19 protein-coding genes are annotated in these 20,710 nt (G+C 71.7%); 6 read left to right on the top strand and 13 right to left on the bottom strand.

What is annotated here, in order from left to right; genetic code table 11:
- Nucleotides 1-93: 93 nt before the first annotated feature.
- From ACWGE1_RS30170 to rsmI, 6 genes are all read right to left on the bottom strand, one after another.
- Nucleotides 94-1,020 (bottom strand): 4-(cytidine 5'-diphospho)-2-C-methyl-D-erythritol kinase, encoded by a 927-nt coding sequence (locus tag ACWGE1_RS30170; protein WP_453423628.1) that lies wholly within the window; start codon nucleotides 1,018-1,020, stop codon nucleotides 94-96.
- On the bottom strand, nucleotides 1,017-1,928 hold the full coding sequence (gene rsmA / locus ACWGE1_RS30175) for a 16S rRNA (adenine(1518)-N(6)/adenine(1519)-N(6))-dimethyltransferase RsmA (RefSeq protein WP_453423629.1): 912 nt from the start codon (nucleotides 1,926-1,928) through the stop codon (nucleotides 1,017-1,019). The genes ACWGE1_RS30170 and rsmA overlap by 4 nt, the downstream gene beginning before the upstream one ends.
- The gene (locus ACWGE1_RS30180; protein ID WP_453423645.1) at nucleotides 1,925-3,223 is read right to left on the bottom strand and encodes a ubiquitin-like domain-containing protein; all 1,299 of its coding nucleotides are present in this window, start codon (nucleotides 3,221-3,223) and stop codon (nucleotides 1,925-1,927) included. Before ACWGE1_RS30180 ends, rsmA begins: the two co-directional genes overlap by 4 nt.
- Before the next feature lie 347 nt (nucleotides 3,224-3,570).
- Nucleotides 3,571-4,449 carry a TatD family hydrolase gene (locus ACWGE1_RS30185; RefSeq protein WP_453423630.1) on the bottom strand — a complete coding sequence of 293 codons (879 nt, stop codon included), beginning with the start codon at nucleotides 4,447-4,449 and terminating at the stop codon, nucleotides 3,571-3,573.
- A gap of 10 nt (nucleotides 4,450-4,459) precedes the next feature.
- Nucleotides 4,460-4,942 carry a hypothetical protein gene (locus tag ACWGE1_RS30190; protein WP_453423631.1) on the bottom strand — a complete coding sequence of 161 codons (483 nt, stop codon included), beginning with the start codon at nucleotides 4,940-4,942 and terminating at the stop codon, nucleotides 4,460-4,462.
- A gap of 160 nt (nucleotides 4,943-5,102) precedes the next feature.
- Entirely contained in the window at nucleotides 5,103-5,960 is an 858-nt protein-coding gene (rsmI, locus tag ACWGE1_RS30195; protein WP_453423646.1) for a 16S rRNA (cytidine(1402)-2'-O)-methyltransferase, read from the bottom strand.
- A 139-nt stretch (nucleotides 5,961-6,099) separates the two neighbouring features.
- Between rsmI and ACWGE1_RS30200 the strand changes: the two genes are divergently transcribed.
- The gene (locus ACWGE1_RS30200; protein WP_453423632.1) at nucleotides 6,100-7,869 is read left to right on the top strand and encodes a dolichyl-phosphate-mannose--protein mannosyltransferase; all 1,770 of its coding nucleotides are present in this window, start codon (nucleotides 6,100-6,102) and stop codon (nucleotides 7,867-7,869) included.
- A gap of 167 nt (nucleotides 7,870-8,036) precedes the next feature.
- On the opposite strand, the gene ACWGE1_RS30205 is transcribed toward ACWGE1_RS30200, so the two are convergent.
- A complete protein-coding gene (locus ACWGE1_RS30205; RefSeq protein ID WP_453423633.1) occupies nucleotides 8,037-8,237 on the bottom strand; it encodes a hypothetical protein in 201 nt (66 codons plus the stop codon).
- Nucleotides 8,238-8,376: 139 nt separating this feature from the next.
- Here ACWGE1_RS30205 and ACWGE1_RS30210 point away from each other — a divergent pair, with 139 nt between their 5' ends.
- Nucleotides 8,377-11,238 (top strand): NACHT domain-containing protein, encoded by a 2,862-nt coding sequence (locus ACWGE1_RS30210; protein ID WP_453423634.1) that lies wholly within the window; start codon nucleotides 8,377-8,379, stop codon nucleotides 11,236-11,238.
- Between the two features lie 125 nt (nucleotides 11,239-11,363).
- Here ACWGE1_RS30210 and ACWGE1_RS30215 read toward each other — a convergent pair whose 3' ends face one another.
- Entirely contained in the window at nucleotides 11,364-11,588 is a 225-nt protein-coding gene (locus tag ACWGE1_RS30215) for a hypothetical protein (protein ID WP_453423635.1), read from the bottom strand.
- A 295-nt stretch (nucleotides 11,589-11,883) separates the two neighbouring features.
- On the opposite strand from ACWGE1_RS30215, the gene ACWGE1_RS30220 reads away from it, so the two are divergent.
- A complete protein-coding gene (locus ACWGE1_RS30220; RefSeq protein ID WP_453423636.1) occupies nucleotides 11,884-12,744 on the top strand; it encodes a hypothetical protein in 861 nt (286 codons plus the stop codon).
- Between the two features lie 648 nt (nucleotides 12,745-13,392).
- Here ACWGE1_RS30220 and ACWGE1_RS30225 read toward each other — a convergent pair.
- Nucleotides 13,393-13,656, bottom strand: coding sequence for a hypothetical protein (locus ACWGE1_RS30225; RefSeq protein ID WP_453423637.1), 264 nt, complete (start codon nucleotides 13,654-13,656; stop codon nucleotides 13,393-13,395).
- A 323-nt stretch (nucleotides 13,657-13,979) separates the two neighbouring features.
- On the opposite strand from ACWGE1_RS30225, the gene ACWGE1_RS30230 reads away from it, so the two are divergent.
- Nucleotides 13,980-15,614: a penicillin-binding transpeptidase domain-containing protein gene (locus tag ACWGE1_RS30230; protein WP_453423638.1), complete on the top strand. Its 1,635-nt coding sequence runs from the start codon at nucleotides 13,980-13,982 to the stop codon at nucleotides 15,612-15,614.
- Between the two features lie 94 nt (nucleotides 15,615-15,708).
- Entirely contained in the window at nucleotides 15,709-16,221 is a 513-nt protein-coding gene (locus ACWGE1_RS30235; RefSeq protein ID WP_453423639.1) for a YbaK/EbsC family protein, read from the top strand.
- Here ACWGE1_RS30235 and ACWGE1_RS30240 read toward each other — a convergent pair.
- The 4 genes from ACWGE1_RS30240 to ACWGE1_RS30255 all read right to left on the bottom strand — a co-directional run bounded on the left by ACWGE1_RS30240 (nucleotide 16,210) and on the right by ACWGE1_RS30255 (nucleotide 20,077).
- Nucleotides 16,210-17,367 carry a serine hydrolase domain-containing protein gene (locus ACWGE1_RS30240; RefSeq protein ID WP_453423640.1) on the bottom strand — a complete coding sequence of 386 codons (1,158 nt, stop codon included), beginning with the start codon at nucleotides 17,365-17,367 and terminating at the stop codon, nucleotides 16,210-16,212. The two genes, ACWGE1_RS30235 and ACWGE1_RS30240, sit on opposite strands and share 12 nt — an antisense overlap.
- 133 nt (nucleotides 17,368-17,500) lie before the next feature.
- Complete coding sequence (locus tag ACWGE1_RS30245) at nucleotides 17,501-18,274, bottom strand: energy-coupling factor ABC transporter ATP-binding protein (RefSeq protein ID WP_453423641.1); 774 nt, start codon at nucleotides 18,272-18,274, stop codon at nucleotides 17,501-17,503.
- Entirely contained in the window at nucleotides 18,262-19,023 is a 762-nt protein-coding gene (gene cbiQ / locus ACWGE1_RS30250; RefSeq protein ID WP_453423642.1) for a cobalt ECF transporter T component CbiQ, read from the bottom strand. Before cbiQ ends, ACWGE1_RS30245 begins: the two co-directional genes overlap by 13 nt.
- Nucleotide 19,024: 1 nt before the next feature.
- Nucleotides 19,025-20,077, bottom strand: a complete 1,053-nt coding sequence (locus ACWGE1_RS30255; protein ID WP_453423643.1) for an energy-coupling factor ABC transporter permease — start codon at nucleotides 20,075-20,077, stop codon at nucleotides 19,025-19,027.
- Between the two features lie 170 nt (nucleotides 20,078-20,247).
- Between ACWGE1_RS30255 and ACWGE1_RS30260 the strand changes: the two genes are divergently transcribed.
- Nucleotides 20,248-20,664 (top strand): SsgA family sporulation/cell division regulator, encoded by a 417-nt coding sequence (locus tag ACWGE1_RS30260; protein WP_453423644.1) that lies wholly within the window; start codon nucleotides 20,248-20,250, stop codon nucleotides 20,662-20,664.
- Nucleotides 20,665-20,710: the final 46 nt, after the last annotated feature.

Below are 20,710 nucleotides of genomic sequence, written 5' to 3' on the forward strand. Positions count from 1 at the left end.
CGGGGGTCCGGGGGCAGCGCCCCCGGCAACCGGCCCGCAGGAAGGAGAACCGGCTCGGGCCGTCCCCCGGGGCTCCGCGCCGGACCCCGCGCCTCAAACGACGGCGGGGCCGAAGGGCAGGACCGTGGCGCCCGGGGCAGGGCTGGAGGCGATCCGCGTGGCCCGGCAGGTGCCCGACGCGGACAGGGCCGCCGCCACCTTCTCCGCGGACTCCGCATCCCGGCACAGGAACGCCGTCGTCGGGCCCGATCCCGAGACCAGCGCGGCGAGCGCACCGGCTTCCACGCCCGCGGCCAGCGTCGCGGCCAGGGAGGGCCGCAGCGAGAGCGCCGCCGGCTGGAGGTCGTTGGCCAGCGCCGCGGCCAGCGCGTCCGCGTCGCCCGAGGCGAGGGCCGCCAGGAGCTCCGGGGATGCCTCGGGCTCCGGGATCCGCCGGCCCTCGGCGAGGCGGTCGAACTCGCGGAACACCGCCGGGGTGGACAGGCCGCCGTCGGCCACCGCGAAGACCCAGTGGAACGTCCCCGCCCCGACCGGGGTCAGCAGCTCGCCGCGGCCGGTGCCGAGCGCGGCCCCGCCGACCAGGCTGAAGGGGACGTCGCTGCCGAGCTCCGCGCAGATGTCGAGGAGTTCGGCGCGCGGGGTGTTCAGACCCCACAGGGTGTCGCAGGCCAGCAGGGCCGCGGCGCCGTCCGCGCTGCCGCCCGCCATGCCGCCCGCCACCGGGATGTTCTTCGCGATGTGGAGGTGGACGGCGGGCTCGATCCCGGCCCGGGCGGCGAGGATCTCGGCGGCGCGCGCGGCGAGGTTGGTGCGGTCCAGCGGCACCTGGTCCGCGTCCGGACCCTCGCAGGTGATGGTCAGGGCATCGGCCGGGGTGGCCGTGACCTCGTCGTACAGGGAGACGGCGAGGAAGACGTTGGCCAGGTCGTGGAAGCCGTCGGGGCGGGCCGCGCCCACCGCCAGCTGCACGTTGACCTTCGCGGGGACCCGTACGGTCACTGCCGTCGTGCGCGCGCTCACAGTGCGGGCCTCTCCGCCGCCGGCTTGTGCTCGGCGATCGCCGCGAACTCCTCGACCGTCAGGGACTCCCCGCGGGCCTGCGGCGAGACACCGGCGGCGACCAGCGCGGCCTCGGCGCCCGCCGCCGATCCGGCCCAGCCGGCCAGTGCGGCGCGCAGCGTCTTGCGGCGCTGCGCGAAGGCGGCGTCCACGACCGCGAAGACCTCGGCCTTGGAGGCGGTGGTCTTGATCGGCTCGGTGCGGCGCACGAGCGAGACGAGACCGGAGTCGACGTTCGGGGCGGGCCAGAAGACCTTGCGGCCGATGGCGCCGGCGCGCTTGACGTGCGCGTACCAGTTGGCCTTGACCGAGGGCACCCCGTAGACCTTGTTGCCGGGCTCGGCGGCCAGCCGGTCGGCGACCTCCGCCTGCACCATCACCAGGGTCCGCTCGATGGTCGGGAAGCGGTCGAGCATGGTCAGCAGGACGGGCACGGCCACGTTGTACGGCAGGTTCGCGACGAGCGCGGTCGGCGGCGGGCCGGGCAGTTCGGTCACGAGCATCGCGTCCGAGTGGACCAGCGCGAAGCGGTCCTTCTTCGCGGGCATCCGGGCCTCGATGGTGGCGGGCAGCGCGGCGGCCAGGATGTCGTCGATCTCGACGGCGACGACCCGGTCCGCGGCCTCCAGCAGCGCGAGCGTCAGCGAGCCCAGTCCCGGGCCGACCTCGACGACCACGTCGTCCGGGCGGACCTCGGCGGTGCGCACGATCCGGCGCACCGTGTTGGCGTCGATGACGAAGTTCTGCCCCTTCTGCTTCGTCGGGCGTACGCCGAGGGCGGCGGCCAGCTCCCTGATGTCGGCCGGGCCGAGGAGGGCGTCGGGGGTGCTGGGGGAGGTGTTCTCGGGCTGCTGCTCTGCGGTGCTCACCGGTAAAGCGTACGGCCGCAGTGCGGCCACGGACTCGCCCCCCGCTGCACGTAGAGCTTCTTCGCCCGGTACGTCTGTTCCGCGCCCGACGCGTCCTGCGGGCGGCCGCTTCCGCCGAGGCCCTGCCAGGTGCGGACGTCGAACTGGTACAGCCCGCCGTAGGTCCCCGAGGCGTCGGTGGCGGAGGCGCGTCCGCCGGACTCGCACCGGGCGAGGGCCGCCCAGTTGAGGCCGTCGGCGCCGCTGACGGAGCTCGGCAGGGGTTTGGTGCCGACCTTGACGAGCTGGGTGACGGGTTCGCGGACGGTCTCGTCGGCGATGGGCCGGGGCTTCTGCCGGACCCCGTTGACGGTGCGCAGGCTGTACGTGACCCTGCGCGCCCCGGGGCGGCCGGCGCGCTCGACGACCTCGGTGCCGGCGAAGAGGGCGGGGTCCTTGACCTTCTCGGTGTCGTAGGGGATGCGCTCCTCGCGGACCTCGCGGGTGCCGGTGATGCGGAGCACGGTGACGGTCTGGCCGTCGCGCGGGAAGTCGGTGGGGGGCACGGAGGTGGTGTCCTGGCCCTGGAGGGTGATGCCGGCCTGGTCGAGGGCCTCCTGGACGGTGGCGGCGTTGGTGCGGATGGTGCGTTCGCGGCCGTCGGCCATGAAGGTGACGCTGCGCTCGGTGCGGACGCCGAGGGTCAGCCCGGCGCGCGGGACCGGGGCGGTGCGGGGGGCGGAGAGGTAGGCGCCCTCGGCGCGGATGCCGAACTGGCGCAGCGCGCCCTCGACGGTGCGGGCGGTGGTCCACACCTGGCGCTGCTGTCCGTCGAGGGTCAGGCGCAGGGGGCGGCCGTAGCGGACGACGACCTCCTCGCCGTCGTCGAGGGGTTCACCGGGGGCGGGGGCGACGAGGTCGTGGGGGCCGACGCCGAGGCCTTCGGCGGCGAGCAGCTCGCCGATGTCGTCGGCGAAGGTGTGGAGGTCGCGGGGGACTCCGTCCACGGTGAGCCGTACCGCCTTGTCGGCGGCCACGAACGCCGTGGTGCCGCCCGCGAGGAAGGCGACGACGAGGGCCTGCGGGACGATCCGCCGCCAGTTCCCGGCGGGGTTCGGGGCGGGGGCGCCGCGGCCCTTGGCGCGCCGGCGGCCGGGCCCGGCGCCCGGCCCCGGCACCGTGGGGGCGATCGGGGCGATCGGGGCGGCCGGGGCGGCTGAGGGACCGGCCGGGGGCGCGGCCCGGCGGCGGCCGGACCCGGGCGCCACGGGCGCCGCGGCCAGGGTGTCGGCCTCGGACAGCTCGACGGGCGACATGCCGCCCCGGCGGCGGCGCCCGCCGCGCGGGGCCGGTACCCCGGGCTCCGGCTCCCGGGCGGGCTCCGGGTCCCACGCGGCGGGTTCCGGGTCCGGGTCCCAGGCGGCGGATTCCGGGTCCCGGGCGGCGGGCCCGGGATCGCCCGCGCCGGCCGGCCAGGCCAAGGGCCGGGCCTCGTACGCCTCGGGGACGGGACCGCCACGGCGGTGACTGCCCTGCGTATCGCTCACGACGCTCGCTCCACTGGTGATCCGGCACCCTCCGGGTGCGGGCACGGCACCCTAGCGGAGGAGCCGTCACGCTCCAAAGCCGGACGGCTACCCAGCGTGTCGAAGCGGGCGCCGGATCAGTAGTCGAAGGCGCGGGCCGTGTTGGCCGCCAGCGCGGTGGCCATCGCGTCCTCGTCGATGCCGCGGACCGCGGCCATCGCCCGGACCGTCAGCGGAATGAGGTACGGGGCGTTGGGCCGTCCGCGGTAGGGCGCCGGGGTCAGGTAGGGCGCGTCCGTCTCGACGAGCACCAGCTCCAGCGGGGCCACGGCCAGGGCCTCGCGCAGCGGGCCCGCGTTCTTGAAGGTGACGGTGCCGGCGAAGGACATGTAGTACCCGGCGGCGGCGCACTCGCGGGCCATGTCGGCGTCCCCGGAGTAGCAGTGGAAGACGGTGCGTTCCGGGGCACCCTCCTCGCGCAGGACGCGCAGCACGTCCGCGTGGGCGTCGCGGTCGTGGATGACGAGGGCCTTGCCCTGCCGCTTGGCGATCTCGATGTGCGCGCGGAAGGAGCGCTCCTGCGCGGCCATGCCCTCCGGGCCGGTGCGGAAGTGGTCGAGGCCGGTCTCGCCGACCGCCTTGACGTGGCCGAGCGCGGCCAGCGCCTCGATCTCGGCGAGCGCCTCGTCGAGCGCGCCCTCCCCGCCGCCGGTCCGGGCACCCTGGCGCGACCAGCCGTCCGGATCGCCGTGCACGATCCGCGGGGCTTCGTTCGGGTGAAGGGCGACGGCCGCGTGGACGTTCGCGTACGCGGCCGCGGTCTCGGCGGCCCACCGGGAGCCCTTCACGTCGCAGCCCACCTGGACGACGGTGGTCACGCCCACCGAGGCGGCCTTCGCGAGGCCCTCCTCGACGGTGCCCGACTGCATGTCGAGGTGGGTGTGCGAGTCCGCCACCGCCACCCGGAGGGGCTCGGGCAGCGGCGGCGGTGCGTCCTTGGAGGAGGAAGGGCTCATACAGCCGATCTTATGACCGGCGGAAGAACCCCATCAGACGGGCGAGCAGGCCCCGGCGCTCCTCGGGCCGGTCCACGGCGACGGGACCGGGGGCGTCGTGCGTGCGGGGCGCCCTGCGCGGTTTCGGGGTCCGGGGGACGTTCGCGCCGGCGGGCACCGGTCCGGCGATCCCCGGGGCGATCTGGTGGTGGTAGAGGTGGTCGATCATGCCCAGGACCGAGGAGACCTGCCCGGCCCGCATGATCCGTACGACGTGTCCGCCGCAGTTCAGGCAGGTCGGGTTGGACAGCGGAGAGGGCACCCGCTCGCCGCCCACGGTGTACATGATGAACGGCTCCCCCTTGCCGTCGACGTGGTGCTCGATCGCGTACCCCTGCTCCCAGCCGTACCCGCACTTCATGCACGCGAAGGAGTACGCCTCGTGCACGGTGTGCACGTCGGGGGAGGTGACAGCGGCGGGGGCGGGTACCGGGGTGTCTGCTATCTCACTCATGCCAGCTCCTCTTGTTCCACTGGTGCCATTGCCAGTGGACGCCTCAACGGGCGGGAGCGCATCAGGCCCTGTCTACTGTTGGACGGTCTTTGGGCGACTCATTCCCAAAGCGCCCGGTGCGCGGTCTGAGCTTTGCCTTTCAGGCTAGCTCTTTACCTGCCTACGGCACCTTTTGTGCCGCGTTCTTTGCCGCGACCACGGCGTCGAACACCTCGCGCTTGGGTACGCCGGCCTCGGCCGCCACGGCCGCGATGGCCTCCTTGCGCCGCTCCCCCGCCTCCTCGCGCACCCGCACCCGGCGCACCAGCTCCTCGTCGTCCACGTCGCCGGGCGCGGCCGCCGGGGCGCCCTCGACCACGACGGTGATCTCCCCGCGCACCCCTTCGGCGGCCCAGGCCGCGAGCTCGCCGAGCCCGCCGCGCTTGACCTCCTCGTAGGTCTTCGTCAGTTCGCGGCAGACCGCGGCCCGCCGGTCGGCGCCGAAGACCTCGGCCATCGCGGCCAGGGTGTCGTCGAGCCGGTGCGGGGCCTCGAAGTAGACGAGCGTGCGCCGCTCGCCCTCGACCTCACGCAGCCGGCTGAGGCGCTCCCCCGCCTTGCGCGGCAGGAACCCCTCGAAGCAGAACCGGTCCACGGGCAGCCCGGACATGGCGAGCGCGGTGAGCACCGCGGACGGCCCGGGGACGGCGGTGACCTTGATGTCCTTCTCCACGGCGGCGGCGACCAGCCGGTAGCCGGGGTCGGAGACCGAGGGCATGCCCGCGTCCGTGACCAGCAGGACGCGCGCCCCGCCGGTCAGGGCCTCGACCAGCTCCGGGGTGCGCGCCGACTCGTTGCCCTCGAAGTACGACAGGACGCGCCCGGTGGTGTGCACGCCGAGGCCCTGGGTCAGCCGGCGCAGCCGCCGGGTGTCCTCGGCGGCGATCACATCGGCCCGCTCCAGCTCGGCCGCGAGGCGCGGCGGGGCGTCGGCGAGGTCGCCGATGGGAGTGCCGGCGAGCACGAGCGTGCCCATCAGGCCTTCGGCCGCGGCGGGGGTCGTGGTGGGCTGGGTACCGCGGGGCTGGTCAGTTGTCACCCGCCCATCCTCTCAGCCCCGTGCCCCGCCGCCCCCCGCCACTGGTGGCGCACACAGATCTCTTCCCTACGATGTGCCGGTGACCAGTACCGCGACGCCGCCGCCCAGCCCCGCGGGGGCCCCGCCCGCCTCCTGGGCGGAACGCGAAGACGATCCGCCCACCTGGCTGCGCCGGCTGCGCGGCTTCGGCTACGTGCCGCCCGCCGCGGGTTCCGCGCGCGCCGACGTCCGCACCCGCCTGGTGCCCCCGTACACCAAGCCGTCCCGGCAGCTGTGGATGACCTTCGGGCTGCCGCCCGAGGTGTGGGGGACCTGGCAGCGGATCGTTTCCTGGGTGGGGCCGCTGCTGGTGGCGGTGGTCGCCGGGGTGCTGCGGTTCGTGCACCTGGGCAGCCCGAAGGCGGTGATATTCGACGAGACGTACTACGCCAAGGACGCCTGGGCGACGATCCGCCAGGGGTACGAGGCGAGCTGGCCCAAGGACATCGACAAGTCGATCCTCGCCAACCCGGCCGGGGTCGCCCTCCCCACGGATCCGGGGTACGTCGTGCACCCGCCCGTCGGCAAATGGGTGATCGGGCTCGGCGAGTGGATGTTCGGCTTCACCCCCTTCGGCTGGCGGTTCATGACCGCCGTGCTCGGCACCCTGTCGGTGCTGATGCTGTGCCGGATCGGGCGCCGCCTCTTCCGCTCGACGTTCCTCGGCTGCCTGGCGGGTGCGCTGCTGGCGGTGGACGGCCTGCATCTGGTGATGAGCCGCACCGCGCTGCTGGACCTGGTGCTGATGTTCTTCGTGCTCGCCGCCTTCGGGGCCCTGCTCATCGACCGCGACCGGGCCCGGGCCCGGCTCGCGGACGCGCTGCCGGTCGATCCGGAGGGCCGCGCCCGGCCGGACGCGAAGATCGCCGAGACACTGCGGCTGGGCTGGCGGCCGTACCGGATCCTGGCCGGCGTCTGCCTGGGTCTGGCCGCGGGCACGAAGTGGAACGGCTTCGTCGTCCTCGCCTTCTTCGGCGTCCTCACCGTCCTGTGGGACGCCGCCGCGCGCCGCACCGCGGGCGCGGGTGCCCCGTACGCCTCGATGCTGCGCCGGGACGCGCTGCCCGCGTTCGTCTCCACCGTGCCGGTCGCGGTGGCGACGTACGTGGCCTCGTGGTCGGGCTGGATCCTCAGCCCGGACAACGGCAAGGGCGGCTATCTGCGCGACTGGGCGGCCAAGTACGACCAGGGCAGTTCGCTGGGGTTCCTGCCGGAGTGGCTGCGCAGCCTGTGGCACTACGAGACCGAGGTCTACAGGTTCCACGTCGGTCTGACCTCGGGGCACACCTACGAGTCCAACCCGTGGAGCTGGCTGGTCCTGGGCCGGCCCGTCTCGTACTTCTACGAGTCCCCCGAACCCGGCACCGACGGCTGCCCGGCGACGGCGGCGGGCAAGTGCGCCCGCGAGGTGCTGGCCCTCGGCACCCCGCTGCTGTGGTGGGCGGGCTGCTTCGCCCTGCTGTACGTGCTGTGGCGGTGGTTCTTCCGCCGCGACTGGCGGGCGGGTGCGATCGCGTGCGCGCTGGCGGCGGGTCTGCTGCCCTGGTTCAACTACCAGGAGCGGACGATCTTCTACTTCTACGCGGTGGTCTTCGTCCCGTACCTGTGCCTGGCGGTGGCGATGATGATCGGCGCCCTGCTGGGCCCGGCCGGCTCCTCCGAGCGCCGGCGGGCGCTGGGCGCGATCGGGGCGGGTGTGCTGGTCCTGCTGATCGCGTGGAACTTCATCTACTTCTGGCCCATCTACACGGGCCAGACCCTCCCCATGGACTCCTGGCGCGGCCGCATGTGGCTGGACACCTGGGTCTAGCAGCGCAAACGAGGGCCCCGATGCCGGACGGCGTCGGGGCCCTCGTGGTTGTCATGGGTCGTTGCGTGCCGTCGGAGGTCCTCTCTCAACGGACCACAGACGGCCCAGATGCACGACGCCGAACCGTGTCACTGCTGGTTCGGGAGGTGATCCGACCGTGCCCCGCCTCACCGCCCAAAGAGTGCCAGCAGTCCCGTTGCCACCCCCATCGTCGCGGCGAAGGCCACGCCGGCGCGGGAGACAGCCCCGGGGATCGTGGCGCCGTCGGCCCTGGCCAGTACGCCGGCCACCACCGCACACAGCAGGGCAATAAAGAGTGCGATGAGGACGGCCATGCCGAGCAGGGCGTCGTGGGTGCCGAAGGTCATCACGGTGCTCCATTTCCATGTGGTGGGCGCACATCCAGTGGTGGCGCCTCGCTGCCATGACCTTCGAGGTTTCGATGTTCGGTGATGCGTGGCCTGGTCCAGAATGAACACTCCTGAACACCCGGGGGGCGAAGTGCCGATGAGCGAGACCGACCCGCTGGCGATGCTGCACCAGGTCCTGCGGCTCGCTCGGCTGAGTCAGAAGCTGAGCATGACGGCGGTGGTCACCCGTTCGGGACTGAGTCGCACCACCGTCAGCCAGGCTTTCAATTCCTCCACCCCGCCGAGCGAGGAGACCCTCGCCGCGCTGGCTCCCGTCCTGCGGCTGAACCTGGAAACACTGCTCGCTCACCGCAGGGCGTGCCCTGGACCACGTAGCCCCAACTCGGCACGGGGCTCAACCGTCAAGTCCGCCAGGCCCGTCGGGCCCGTTCCGGAGGACGACGCGGTCTTCGAGACCCGCTACCGCGACTACCTCAAAACTCGCCATGGCCAGCTGACGGTTGTCGGCTTGGACCTGCGTGGGCCGGCTGCCTCCAGCTGGCCCCTGGACGCTGCCTACTTGAGCCTGGAGCTGGCGGATTCGGACACCGAGGGGCAGCGGGTGGAACGGGCCGAGCATGCCCTACGCCGGAACAACCGCTTGCTCATCAGGGGCCTGGCCGGCAGCGGCAAGACCACCCTGCTCCAGTGGATCGCCTGTGCAGCAGCGGACGGCGACCCGTTGGGGCCCAACGATGGCCCCGACCAGCCCCCCGTTGCGTTCGTCCTGCCGCTGCGCACATTTGCGCGTCGCAGCGAAGGACTGCCCACCCCGCAAGAGTTCCTGTCAGCCGTGGGCTGCCCCCTCGCCGGCGCCCAGCCCGCAGGGTGGACGGATCGGGTTCTCGACTCGGGACGCGGGATCGTGCTGGTCGACGGCCTGGACGAAGTGCCTGAACTCATGCGCGACCGGACCAGCACCTGGCTGCAAGAGCTGGTCGCGGCATATGCACGTGCCCGGTTCGTGGTCACCACGCGCCCTACGGCTGTATCGGAGGGCTGGCTGGCCGCGTCGGGCTTCCGGGAGCTCACGGTCCGACCAATGAGCCGCGCCGACGTAACGGTCTTCGTCGCGCGCTGGCACACGGCAGCCAAGGCGAGCACCGACGATCCCGAAGTGCAGAGCCATCTTGACGGCCTCGAGAACGACCTCAAGGAGCAGGTCCGCGCGAAGCGGGACCTGTCGCTGTTGACCACTACGCCGCTGCTGTGCGCGCTGGTATGCGCACTGCACCGGGACCGCCGCGGTCAGCTCCCACACGACCGCGTGGAGTTGTACGAAGCAGCGCTGACGATGTTCCTCTATCGCCGGGACCACGAGCGCGAGGTCGTAGCTCCCGAAGGCTTCACCCTCAGCGAGAAGGAGAGCGTGCAGCTCCTCCAGAAGCTTGCATACTGGCTGATCCGCAACGGCCAGACAGAGATGCCCCATGCCACCGCACTGGCCATCATGGCCGATGCTCTGATGTCGATGCACGGGGTTGCCCAGCAAGGCGATGCGATGCAGTTGTTGAACCATCTGCTGACGCGGAGCGGCCTGCTGCGCAGGCCCACGCCGGACACGATCGACTTCGTCCACCGGACATTCCAGGACTTCCTGGGTGCAAAAGCGGCCGTTGAGGCGCACGATCTCCTACTCATTGCCCGAAATGCCCATGACGCGCAGTGGGAAGACGTCGTACGGATGGCGGTCGCACATGCCCGGGAAGACGAGCGGGTCGCGCTGCTCGAGGCCATCCTTGCCCGCTCGGATGAGGAGGAGTACCGCAAACGGCTCGCCCTGCTGGCACTGGCTTGCCTCCGGCACGCAACCGAGCTCCCCCCGGCCACCCGCGAGAAGGTCGAGAGGAATGCGGGATCCCTCTTGCCGCCACAAACCTGGACAGATGCAATAGAACTAGGCAGGATTGGGCCGCTCGTGCTCGACCTGCTGCCCAGTGCTGTCGATACGCCCGATCAGCAGGCGCGCTACTCGATCCGCACCGCCAAGGAAATCAGCGGCGACGGCGCCCTCGCGTACCTCAAATCCTTCAGCGGCATACGAGACTTTGGGGCTCGGGCGGGACTGTGCACAGGGTGGACCGACTTCGATCCGGACGAGTACGTGGCACAGGTACTCGTACCCATGACAGGTGAACTCCCGGACATCCAGATCACGGAGGATCGGCAGATTCAGGCAATCCGACCTCTCCGGGTAACGCGCGTCACCCTGCGCGGGAACCACTCTGCAGAGGCGATCAGCCGGCTACCCCACCCGGAGCGGCTCAGGTCGCTGGAACTCTCTTACAACAACTGCATCTCGGATCTTGGTCAGCTGGCCACTCTATTTCCGCAGCTCGAAGAGCTGCGGCTGAACCATTGCGTTCAGGTCAGCGACCTCAAGGGCCTTGCCACCACGACGATTAACAGGCTCAGGCTCACCGAGCTCAGCATGCTGCGGAGCCTCGGGCCCTTGGAGCAGATGGCAGACCTTCGCTCGCTGGTGCTTCAGGGACTCGATGAGCTCACCCCCTCTCGCGTACCCGCCCTTCCGCAACTTGAGTGGCTCGACGTAGACCACACCGGCTTCCTCAACGTGCTCGACCGCTGGCCTGGCCTTACTCGGCTGTCCCTCCAAGGACCGGGATTCCTTCGCCGCAGCAGAGTCGCGCTGCCTCCGCGTCTGACCCTCCTGGATCTGTGGGGTGTCGACCTGGGAACGCTTAAACGTCCACGGATCGGGTGGCTCTCGCAGATAACCGACGCGACCCTCAGCACACCATCCAACATCGTGGCTCCCCTCGTCGATCTCTTCCCAGGCGTCCGCTCCCTCTCCATCGCCGCGATTCATAGGGGTACTGAGGTGGACGTAAGTCCTCTCATCGAACTGCCCCAGCTGAGCACGCTGGTCCTGGACGGGTTCGCCCGCGTCATCGGCACCGAGGCTTTTGCTCCCAATGTCGTCATCGAGCACGCCTAGACGAGCGGCCGCATGCGGCTGGACACTCGGTCCAGCGGCGGGGCAACGAGCCCGATCCAACGAAGGCAAGCAGTGGGGAATGCCGTAGGCCCCGCACTGGAGCGGGGCCTACATTCATCTGTCACTCACTCGACGGACCGGCCACCCTGTGGACTCTCGGCAACGAAACGACAGGCCGCCAGGCCGAGGGTCGCGAGCCCGAGGAACGTGGCTCCTGCCCCACCGAGGACCAGTTTGGCCTCGACTCCGATGACGGAGAGCACGAAGCCGACACCGATCGCCATGCACGCACTCGCCAGCAGGACGATCGCCAGCCAGACACCCCGCCCGGTCACGGTGTTGATGCTCATCCAGCCCTCCTCCCCCAGCGCTTCGCACTGGGCTCACCATCCACACCGGCCACCCCTGGGCCGGGAGTTAGACGGTGACAGAAGCAAAACAGCAGGTCAAAAGCCTGTGATTACACTCCTGAAGGCGACACAAGACTATTGTGGTGGACAGTGTCGAAGCCCACGCTGTAGACAGAGCGACACAGCACTGAAGACAGCCCCCCTCCCTGGAGGCAAGGGAGGGACAACCGTGAACTGCTGAGTACCCCCGTGCACTCCTGGACCCCCGGTTTCTCCTGCAAGAAGGTCAAGAACGTTGCTGACGCCCGATCAGGTTGCCGCCATCGAGTCGCTGCGGAAGGCGGCCGCCAAGGCGGCCCGCTCCGGCAACGTGTCCTTCTCTCCGAGCTTCGTCCGCTCGTTCGAGGCTGACGGTCCGCCTCCCTTGGCCCGCCTGATCCAGGGTGGCAGGGGCGGCGAGGTGCGGCTCAAGACGTATCTGTCCATCGTCATGATGGCCACTGCCGCGCCGTTCGACGTCAAGCGACCTCCGACCCCTCAGGCATGGTCCCGCCTCCTGCTCCTGCCCAAGGAGTCCGGCCCGCGCCGCATTGCCAACAACATCAAATGGCTGTCGGAGAAGGGCTTCATAGAGCTGGGCCCACGCCGTGGGTACGCGCCGTGCGCCATCCAACTCCTGTCCATGGACGGCAAGGGTGGCGAGTTCGAACGCGCCAGCCTCATGGGGCGATACGTAGGAGTCCCGATCCAGTTCTGGACCAATGGATGGATCCTGGCACTTTCGGCCACGGCAATCGCCCTGCTTTTCGCCCTCCTTGAGTCTCAGGGTGGGCACGCCACCCCGCGATACGTCACAAAGGATCGCCGGGAATCGTACGGAATCTCACACAATTCGTGGACCGAGGGCCGAAAGGAGCTGGAGCGGCACAAGTTCCTGACCGTCACCCGCGTACCGCAGGGCAGCGACTTCGACTACCAACGACTGCGAAATTCCTACTGGATTGATGACGCACGGTTCCTCGACGCACCGGGAACCGCTCTTCATTCCGGCGCGACGAAGGTTCCGGACGTTGACGTGTGGGACTTCGTGACAGCTCGGTCGGCAGGATCGCCAACCGTTCCGATCAGTGCAGACGCATCTTCCGGCAACCGCTGACAGCCAACCCACTGTCAGCGTGGGCGGTCGGCACAAGCCCTATCGCCCGTGATCACGCGGATGGCGACGAGGCGGTTCCGGACCACGGGGCCGCCGCCGCACAACGTGCCGGCGGGGCGGTACGCGATCATGGGACCCACGCGTGGCGTCTCCCCGCCACGCTGCCTGCCGCTGCGTCATCCGGGCCGTCATGTGCGAGGAATAGGCGCTCCAAATGGCACCGAGCGCTCCCACTGCCGCGATGGCCAGCCCCACCCACTGCTTGCTGTCATCACCCGTCTCACCTTCCGTTCCTGGTGGCGGCGCGTGGTGCATGATCGGCTCGCACATTACTGCCAGGCCGATCAGAACCAATACCACTGAGAGGGCAGCCACGAGGAGACGGCGACGCTTGCGCCACACGCGAGGATCCATGGTGAGCGCCTCCGTGAATAGTTCCAGTATGTCCACGGTCGGCTCCGCTCGCGATGGCGCACGGTCAACCCTGGGCTCCGCCGGAAGAGCAAAAGCGCCCAGTTGACGGACCCGAACGGCAGCCTCGCAACTCACCGGGCAAGAAGTGCGGGACGGACCCGATCGGCAGGATGCACGACGGTCAGATCTTGAAGGCCCCGGCACGCAATGATGTCGGGGCCTTTGCCGTCGCCCCTAGCGGGAGGCCTCGCAGGCGGAGGCCGCGACGTCCTTGCTCGCGCCGACCGCGACCAGGCTGGCGTTGCAGCTGGTCAGGTTGCCGATGTACCCCTGGTAGCACGCCTCCCCGGCGCCGTCCGTGGCCTTCGGGGCGTGCTGGGCGACGTACTGCTCGCACGCCTTGACGTCCGCGTGGACGGACGGGGCGGCGATGACGGTGCCGCCGAGGGCGAGGGCCAGGGCTGCCAGGATGCTGGGGATACGAGCCGACGGACGCATGCGGATGCACCTGCTCTCTCGGTGGGGCACGCGGTCCGCCGACGCGCAGGACCGCGGGCGGGGGCGGCTGCGCGGAGCGGGCGCTCCGGGGGGCGACCGGCTCGGCGCATCGGTCACCCTCGCCCTTCCGACGCTAGAACACGGCGCCGGAGCACGCACTTTCGGGCCGCGCCGGTGCCGGCCCTGCGGCGCTTTTCGGCCACCAGGGCCGACGGGAGGTTCCGGTCGGGTAACAACGACACACCGACCGACTCCGCAGCGTAAGGTCTGACCCAAGGGTTCTTTGAACATGTTCAGGGGGCCGTGACCACGGGGGAGGACAAGTGAACGGGGCAGCGAAGGGCGCCGTCATCGGCGGGGTGTTTCTCGCGATGCTCGGCGGCGCCGGGTACGGGGTGTACACGCTGGTCGGGGACAGCGGTGACGACGGCGCGGACGGCGAGATCTCCGTCCAGGCCGAGAAGGGCAGCGGGCCCGTCAGTGAGAAGGACGCCGCCAGGACCGCCAAGGCATTCCTGGCCGCATGGGCGTCCGGGGACGAGCGGGCGGCCGCCGACCTGACGAACAACGCCGCGGCCGCGCAGGCCGCCGTAGGGGAGTACAGGACCAAGGCGTACGTGTCCAAGGCCGTCATCACCCCCGGTACGCCGAACGGCACCACCGTGCCCTTCAGGGTCGAGGCGGAGATCACCTACGAGGGCACCACCAAGCCGCTGGCCTACGACTCCCGGCTGACCGTGGTACGCGGGCGCAGCAGCGGGAAGCCGCTGGTCGACTGGCAGCCCTCGGTGATCCACCCGCAGCTCCAGAAGGACGAGAAGCTGCGCGCGGGCGCCCCCGCGAGCCCGCCCGTCAAGGCCGTGGACCGCAACGGCGAGGAGCTGACCGCGGAGAAGTACCCCTCGCTGCGCCAGGTCCTCGACGAGCTGCGCCAGACCTACGGCGGCAAGGCGGGCGGCAGGGCCGGGGCCGAGGTGTGGATCGAGCCGGCCGCCAAGGAGGCGCCCAAGCGGACCCTGCTGACCCTGGTCGCGGGCGAGCCGAGCACCCTCAAGACGTACCTGGACGCGAAGGTGCAGGCGGCGGCCGAGCAGGCCGTCATCAAGTTCCCGGAGGCCTCGGTCGTGGCCGTCCAGCCGAGCAACGGGCACGTCCTGGCCGTTGCGAACAACCGCAAGGACGGCTTCAACGCGGCGATGCGGGGCAAGCGTGCGCCCGGTTCCACGATGAAGATCGTGACGGCGGCGATGCTGCTGGACCGCGGGCTGGTCGCGGCCGACAAGCCGGCCGAGTGCACCAAGGAGGCGGTCTGGGGCGGCCGCACCTTCCACAACCTGAAGAACTTCGACGCTCCGGGCGCGACCTTCGCGACCAGCTTCGCCAAGTCCTGCAACACCGCCTTCATCAAGCCGATCGACGGCGTGCGCGACGACGCCGCACTGTCGAAGGAGGCCACGGAGGTCTTCGGCATCGACCTGGACTGGAAGACGGGGATCCCGTCCTCCGACGGCAAGGTCCCGGTGGCGACCGGCGCGGAGGAAGCGGCCGGGTACATCGGCCAGGGCAGGATCACCATGAATCCGCTGAACGTCGCCTCCATCACCGCGACCGCGCGCACCGGCGTCTTCCGCCAGCCGCTGCTGGTCCCGCCGGAGCTCGACGGCCGGACGGTCGCCACGGCGAAGCGCAGGATGAAGTCCTCGGTGCAGCAGCAGCTCGTCGGCATGATGAGGCTGACGGCGACCAGCGGCACCGCGCGCGAGGCCATGGCCTCGGTCGGCGGCTCGGACAAGGGCGCGAAGACCGGCTCGGCCGAGGTCGGCGGTGCCGGGGACAGTCCGGACAGCTGGTTCACCGGCTTCAGCGGCGACGTGGCCGCTGCCGCGATGGTCGAGGGCGGCGGGCACGGCGGCGAGGCGGCGGGCCCGATCGTCGCCCGGGTGCTGAACGCGGGCTGACGGACGCGGGCCGACGGACGCGGGCCGACGGACGCCGCTGACGGACGCGGGCCGACCGACCTCTCCGCGCGGCGGAACGCGCTAGCGTCCGGGCATGACGACCACAGCGCACCCCCGTTTCGCCGAGGCACTGACCGCCCTCGGCATCGACGCCGAGGTACGGGCCTTCCCGGAGGCCACCCGGACCGCCGCGGAGGCCGCGGCGGCGATCGGCTGCGAGCTCGGCCAGATCGTCAAGTCGCTGATCTTCGCGGCGGACGGCGTCCCCGTCCTGGTCCTGATGGACGGGGCCTCCCGCGTCGACGTCGCGGCGGTCGGCCGCGAGCTGGGCGTGGCCCGGGTGACCCGCGCGGACGCGGCGGTGGTCCGGGAGACCACCGGCTACGCCATCGGCGGGGTGCCGCCCTTCGGGCACCGTACGCGCACGCGGGTGCTGGCCGACCGGTCGCTGCTGGCCCACGACACGGTCTGGGCGGCGGCCGGGACCCCGCACACGGTGTTCCCGATGGCTCCCGGCGAGCTCATCAGGTACGCCGGGGCCACCGTGGCCGACGTGCGCGAGCAGCCGTCGGAGCCCACGCGGCCCCATGGCCCGTCAGAGGGCTGACCGCAGGGCCCGGACGAGGGCCTGCGCCCGGGGGTCCGCGGTGACCGACTTGGCCAGGGCGTTGGTGACGTAGCCGAAGCCGATGCCCGCCTCCGGGTCGGCGAAGGCCAGGGATCCGCCGCGGCCGGGGTGGCCGAAGGAGGCGGGCGAGAGCAGCGGCGAGGCCGGGCCGTGCAGCATGTAGCCGGCGCCGAAGCGGGTGTTGACGACCAGTACCCGGTCCGGCCCGGCGGAGTGCTCCCGGGCGGCGAGCGCGGTGGTGGCCGGGGTGAAGATCCGGGCGCCGTCCTCGACCACGCCGATCGTGGCCCCGTAGAAGCGGGCCAGGGCGCGGGCCGTGCCGATGCCGTTCGAGGCGGGGAGCTCGGCGGTCCGGTAGGCGGGGTCGTTCTCGTCGGGCAGCGGGTCGATGGCGGCGAAGGCGCGCCGGGTGAGGGAGTCCGGGTCGGCGTAGGCCTCGGAAACGTTTCGCCGCGGCCGGGTCCGCAGCATGCCCGCGCTCTCGGGCGGTTCGACCGGGGCCACCCGGCCCACCCGGTGGGCCTCGCTCTCCGGCAGGCCGATCCAGAACTCCAGCCCCAGCGGCTCGGCGATCTCCTCCGCCAGGACGCAGCCGAGTGTGCGGCCGGTCGCCCGCAGCACCAGCTCGGACAGCAGCCAGCTGTAGGTCTGCGCGTGGTAGCCGTGCTCGGTGCCCGGCTCCCAGAAGGGCTGCTGCGCGGCCACCGCGCGCGCCCCGGACACCCCGTCGGCGGCCTCGGCGGCGGTCAGCCCCCGGTCCAGCGCCGGTATGCCCGCACGGTGCGCGAGGACGTCGCGGACCAGGATCCGCTCCTTGCCGCCCTCCTTGAACTCCGGCCAGTACGAGCCCACGGGCGCGTCCAGGTCCAGCAGTCCGCGCTGGTGCAGCAGCAGCGGTACGGCGGCGGCCACTCCCTTGGTGGCGGAGCGGACGATCTGTGCGGTGTCCTCGGCCCACGGCTGCGTGCCCTCGGCGTCCCGGGTGCCGCCCCACAGGTCGACGACCTTGCGGCCGTCGCGGTACACGGCCACGGCCGCGCCCCGGTCCCCGAGCACCTCGAAGTTGCGTACGAACGCGTCCCTGACGGGCTCGAAGCCCTCCGCCACCGTCCCGTGGACATCCACGTCTACTCCCAGCACCTGCCTGGGCGCCCCGACGGCGCCCACGTCAGGATGCAACGCCCGCCGGACGGTCCTGCTTCCCGGGTCCCCCGGAGCGGGGCCGCGGGCCCGCTTCGGGGGACCGGCCCGGCGCCGGTCAGCGCGAGCGGCGCGTCAGCAGGGGCGTGCGGGGGTCGAAGCCGAAGGGGAGCTCCAGCCGGTGGGCGTGCATCAGCGCCTCGTCGCACAGGAGCTCCTGCGTGCGGCCGTCCGCCGCGATGACCCCTTCGCTGAGGATCACCGAGCGCGGGCACAGTTCCAGCGCGTACGGCAGGTCGTGCGTCACCATCAGCACGGTCACGTCGAGCGAGCGCAGGATGTCCGCGAGCTCGCGGCGCGAGGCCGGGTCCAGGTTGGACGAGGGTTCGTCCAGGACCAGGATCTCGGGCCGCATGGCCAGTACGGTCGCCACCGCGACGCGGCGGCGCTGCCCGAAGGACAGGTGGTGCGGCGGCCGGTCGGCGAACTCCGCCATGCCGACCTGGTCCAGGGCCGCCCGGACCCGCTCCTCCAGCTCTGCGCCGCGCATTCCGGCGGCGGCCGGGCCGAAGGCCACGTCCTCCCGCACGGTCGGCATGAACAGCTGGTCGTCGGGGTCCTGGAAGACGATTCCGACCCGGCGGCGGATCTCGGCGAGGTTGCGCTTCTCCACCGGCAGCCCGGCCACGGCCACGGTGCCGACCCCGCCGGCGAGGATGCCGTTGAGGTGCAGCACCAGCGTGGTCTTGCCGGCGCCGTTGGGTCCGAGCAGGGCGACCCGCTCGCCCTGCCCGACGGTCAGGTCCACCCCGAAGAGGGCCTGGTGTCCGTCGGGGTAGGCGTAGGCGAGGCCGGAGACTTCCAGCGAAGGGGAGAGGTTCACAGCGTCCATCCCATCAGACAGACGGCGAGTGCCGTCACCGGGAGCACGGCCGCGTACGCCCACTGGGTACGGGTGGCCGCGACCTCGTCGATCACCGGCATCGAGCCGGCGTAACCGCGGCTGACCATCGCGAGGTAGACCCGCTCACCGCGTTCGTAGGAGCGGATGAACAGCGCGCCGGCGGTCTTGGCCAGCACCCCCCAGTGCCGGATTCCGCTCGCTTCGAAGCCGCGCGAGCGGCGGGCGATGGACATCCGGCGCAGCTCGTCGCTGATCACGTCGCCGTAGCGGATCATGAAGGAGGCGATCTGGACGAGCAGGGGCGGCAGCTTCAGCCGCTGCAGGCCCAGCAGCAGGGCGCGCAGCTCGGTCGTCGAGGCGAGCAGGACGGACGCGGCCACGCCGAGCGTTCCCTTGGCGAGGACGTTCCAGGCACCCCACAGGCCGGAGACGCTGAGCGACATGCCGAGCACCTCCACCCGCTCGCCCTCGGCCACGAAGGGCATGAGCACGGCGAACGCGACGAAGGGGACCTCGATCAGCAGCCGCCGCAGCAGGAAGCCGGCCGGGATCCGGGCGACGGCGGCCACCCCCGCGATGAGGACGGCGTACAGGCCGAAGGCCCACACCGCCTCGCGCGGTGTGGACACGACGACCACGACGAAGGCGAGGGTCGCGGCGAGCTTGCAGTGCGGGGGCAGGCCGTGGACCGGCGAGTGGCCGTGGCGGTAGAGCTTGTGGGCGTGGCCGGCCCCCACGTCAGCCCGCCGAGACGGAGGTGGCGGTCAGGTCCTGCGTGCGGCGGCGGCGCACGGACCAGAAGATCCCGGTGCCGGCGACGACGGTCACACCGACGCCGATGACTCCGGCGAGGCCGCCGGACAGGCGGGCGTCGTCGACGTCCTTGACGCTGTAGTCGGCGAGCGGGGAGTCCGCCGCGGCGTGCTCCTCGACCTTCTCGTCGATGCCCTTGTCCGCGGCGACCTTCTCCAGGCCGTCGGGGTCGGCGGAGGCGTAGAAGGAGACGAAGCCGGCGAGCACGAGGGCGGTGACCAGGCCGGTCGCCCACACCTTCTTCGTCGATCCGGCGCCCGCGGCGGCGGGCACGGCGGCCGCGGCCGGTGCGTCGACGAGCGCGCCGTCGACGCGCAGCTTCAGGGGCGCGGTCAGGCCGCGGGCACCGTGCACCAGGTCGGGGCGTACGGCGATCACGGCGCCCACGGTCGCGGCGGTGATGGCGGCCTCGCCGATGCCGATGAGCACGTGCACGCCGACCATGGCCGTGAGCACCTTGCCGATGGGCACGTCGGTGGTGCCGCCGACGGCGTAGACGGCGGTGAAGGCGGCGGCCGCGGCGGGCACCGAGAGGAGGGCGCCGGCGAAGGCGGCCGCGGTCACGGAGCGGCGGGTGGGCGGCAGGAGGCCGACCAGCCCGCGGAAGATCGCGTAGGCGACGACGACGGTGACGACACCCATGACGGTGACGTTGACGCCGAGGGCGGTCAGCCCGCCGTCGGCGAAGAGGATGCCCTGCATGAGCAGGACGACGGAGACGCACAGCACCCCTGTGTAGGGGCCGACGAGTATCGCGGCGAGCGCCCCGCCCAGGAGATGGCCGCTGGTGCCGGCGGCGACGGGGAAGTTCAGCATCTGGACGGCGAAGATGAAGGCGGCGACGAGGCCGGCGAGCGGCGCGGTCCGTTCGTCGAGTTCGCGGCGGGCGCCGCGGAGGCTGACGGCCACCGCGGCTGCGGCGACCACTCCGGCGGCCACCGAGACGGGTGCGTTGATGAATCCGTCGGGCACATGCATGGAATGGCTCCGCTTCTTACGCAGTCTTTAGCTGTTCAACCATAGTGCCCAGTTGCAAACCGTTGGCAAGAGCGGGTGCATCACAAATGGAGCCGCGCGTTTTCGTGGGAATGTGCGAGGCTGGACGGGACAAACGGACGCAAATGTTCCGATTTCGAGGAGTCTGGCCGATGTCAGCCACCGCCGGGAATCCACCAGCCACCGCGACCGCCACTGCCACCGCCACCGCCACCGGTGTCGAGGAACGGGTCCGAGCCCGTGTGATCACGGACGATCCCCTCTACCGGACCATCCCGGTCGCCCTGCGCTTCGCCCTCGCCGAGCCGCTGGCCGTACGGATCGTCTTCCCGGCGGGCCTGTCCCCCGAGGGCACCGACAACGAGTGGGTCTTCCCCCGCGCCCTCCTGGAGGCGGGCCTCCAGGCCCCGACCGGAACCGGGGACGTACGCATCTGGCCCTGCGGCCGCGTCCAGGCGGTCGTCGAGTTCCACTCCCCCGAGGGCGTCGCCGTGGTGCAGTTCGACATCGCCGCGCTGCGCCGGTTCCTGCGGCGGACGTACGCCCCCGCGGCCGCCGCCACCCGTTAGGCGCAAAGAGGCCCGGCCCCGTACCGCCCGGTGATCGGGCGGTACG

This window comes from Streptomyces sp. NPDC054932, from assembly GCF_053610205.1.